At 65.2% G+C, this 2,669-nt stretch carries 1 protein-coding gene; it reads right to left on the bottom strand.

Annotated features, from left to right (window positions below):
* Positions 1 to 135: 135 nt before the first annotated feature.
* Positions 136 to 1,908, bottom strand: coding sequence for a group II intron reverse transcriptase/maturase (gene ltrA / locus ACFY2B_RS46110; protein WP_390769039.1), 1,773 nt, complete (start codon positions 1,906 to 1,908; stop codon positions 136 to 138).
* Positions 1,909 to 2,669 lie beyond the last annotated feature (761 nt).

A 2,669-nucleotide genomic window follows, 5' to 3' on the forward strand; every position in this document is an offset into this window, starting at 1 on the left:
CCGACGACATCTTCGAACGCCTCGCCGGCTATCTGAACCGCCTACCGAACCCCAAATCCTAGATATGCGGCCCTTCCGAGACTCAGGACACTAGCAGGTTTCCCCGCACCACGGCTCAAGCAAGCCCCGAGGGCATCACGAGAGTGCAACTGCTGCTGGTCTCCTGCGGTTTCGGGCCCGGAGGCCGCGATGGCAGGAAGCATGCACGAGGCGTGTTCGGTTCCCGCCCGGCGTGTCGGGCCGTCCATGATCAGTGAGATAGTCGGCGGCTATCGCCCTCTTGACGACGTTCAGCCACCATCGCTCCCATTCCTCGGGTGACTGCGGCGGCTGGTCGGCGGTGAGAAGGTGTTCCCCACAGAGCGGACAGCGGCCGTCCTGCTTGGCGAGCAGGCGCAAGTTGTAGCTGTCCAGCGGGGGTTTGACCCTCCGCCGCCGCTTGACCCAGTAGTCCGTCAGACCGGGATCATCAGGTGACGCCCCGCCTGCGATCAACTGGTGCCGGACGATGTTCGTCCAGGAAAACTTGACGAGGATGGGGATCTCTCCGCGGTCGTTGAGCACATTGCCGCGGTCGCCGAATACCCACCGGTCGTTCCTGAACTTGTTGAACCTGCCGAAGTAGCGTCGAGCGATCCACTTCTTCGACTTGTTGGGGTGCATGCGTCTGGCCCACCGATATGTGAGCCACCACACGTAGTGATCCAGCGCCGTGAAGATTCTGCTGGACACCACCCCCCGGTAGTAGGCCGCCCACCCCCGTACGATCGGGTTGAGCCTGGCGATGACCGCCGTCGCGTTCAAGCCGCGCAGGCTGCGCACCTCGTCCGCGAGCCTCTTCCGGATGCGCCTGACCGCCTCCACGCTCGGTTTGATCAGCAGCTTGCACCCTCGGTAACGGCGGACGTTGAACCCGAGGAAGTTGAAGCCCTCTTCGAGGTGGACGATGCGCGTCTTGTCCTCGTTGAAGACCAGCCCCCGAGGCGCCAGCCACTCCGCAAGCCGTGCCTTGACCTGTTCGGCCTGCTCTCTGGAATGACAGCAGGCGACCATGTCGTCGGCGTACCTCACCAAGATCGGAGAGCCCGCCACCACATCCCCGGCGTGTGTGCCGGTAGTGAGATAGCGGACCCCCGCGGCCTCCTCCAGCCCGTGGAGAGCCACGTTCATCAACAGCGGACTGATCACGCCACCTTGAGGAGAGCCCTCTTCGGTCGGCGAGAACTGGCCCTTTTCGACCACCCCGGCCTTCAACCATCGTTCGATCAGGTCCCTGGCGGGGAACGAACCGAGCGAGTCGAGCAGCCGCGCGTGGCCGATCTTGTCGAATGCGGCTGACAGATCGGCGTCCAGGATCCATACCCGTCGGGCAAGTGGCCCGCTGAGCGTGGAGAACAAGGAACCGATCGCATCAGCACAGCTTCGCCCGGGACGGAACCCGTAGGAACGGGGCTCGAACCGGGCTTCCCACTCGGGCTCCAGTGCGCTGCGGACGCGTGCCTGATGACACCGGTCCAAGATCACGGGAACGCCGAGCGGCCGCTGCTTTCCATTGGCCTTCGGAATGTACAGACGTCGGACCGGCATGGGGTCCCAGGACGAGCGTGTGCGATGCACCCGCATCGCCACCGCCGCCCTGGCCTCGGGCGACAGGGCAGTTTCCCCATCGATCCCGGCCGTCCGACGCCCAGCATTTCGCTGAGTGACCTGCCGCACGCTGACCAGCGTGTTCGACCAGGACCTCAGCATCAGTTTCTGCAAGGACCGGACCACGGCCCAGTCCCCTTCTCGTGTCGCCTTGAAGATCCTCCGCCGCAACCTCACTACGTTCTCCTCGTGAGTCCGCCAGCTGACGGTGTCCCAGTCGAGAACGCCCTCGGGTCCGTTCACCGCAATGGTGTCCAACATGTCCCTCGGTTCAAGAGGCCATCGGCCTCGGCGTTCAAAGGCTCACCAGTCCACGTCAGCGCCCTTTCGGGCCCGGTCGCCTGACCGGCATCCGGCCGGTTCCCCGTGACCGCCGCCTGGAGGGGCAGCCGTGATGTCACGAGTCCCGTTGCCTTTCGGCAGCCGGCATCCGCTTCTTGGACTTCCTGTCCCGCCGAGGGCTTACGCCCCTCTCGCGATCGGCCTACCCGGCCTCAAGGCCGGGACCCCGACGGGGTTTCCACGTTCCGCGCATACGAGACGCGACCGGGGAGGACGCCCCCTAAACCCCGGGACCAGCGGTGTTCACACGACCGACGGGGCAGGCTCCGGTCGTCGCTCGCCGCCTCTTCCAGCGGCCAGGCCCTATAACCCGGCATTCATCCCGTCTCCCGGATTTGTCGATAGCGAGGCATCACAGGGGGTTCACTCGCGTTCGTCCGTCCAGCCTTCTCCTTGCCCGGTTGCTCCCCCTGACGGATCGGGGGCCCTTGGGCGTCTTCCCTGAGCTTCGCACCTTCGACGGGCAGGACCCGCGAATGCACGTCAGAGCGGAGATCGGTCTCGAACACTGACCGAGAACTACGCAACCGGCATAACCGGCCTCCAATCTGCGAGTTCACTCATATACGCGACCTCGTGTCGCACCGCCCCAGTCGACTTGTGCCTGGGCGCCAGGAATCACCTCGAACCGGCGGTGCAGGCCCGCCAGCTCTTTCGGCGTGATCCCGAGCTCCTCGGCG

The organism is Streptomyces sp. NPDC001270 (assembly GCF_042896695.1).
Taxonomy (GTDB): domain Bacteria; phylum Actinomycetota; class Actinomycetes; order Streptomycetales; family Streptomycetaceae; genus Streptomyces.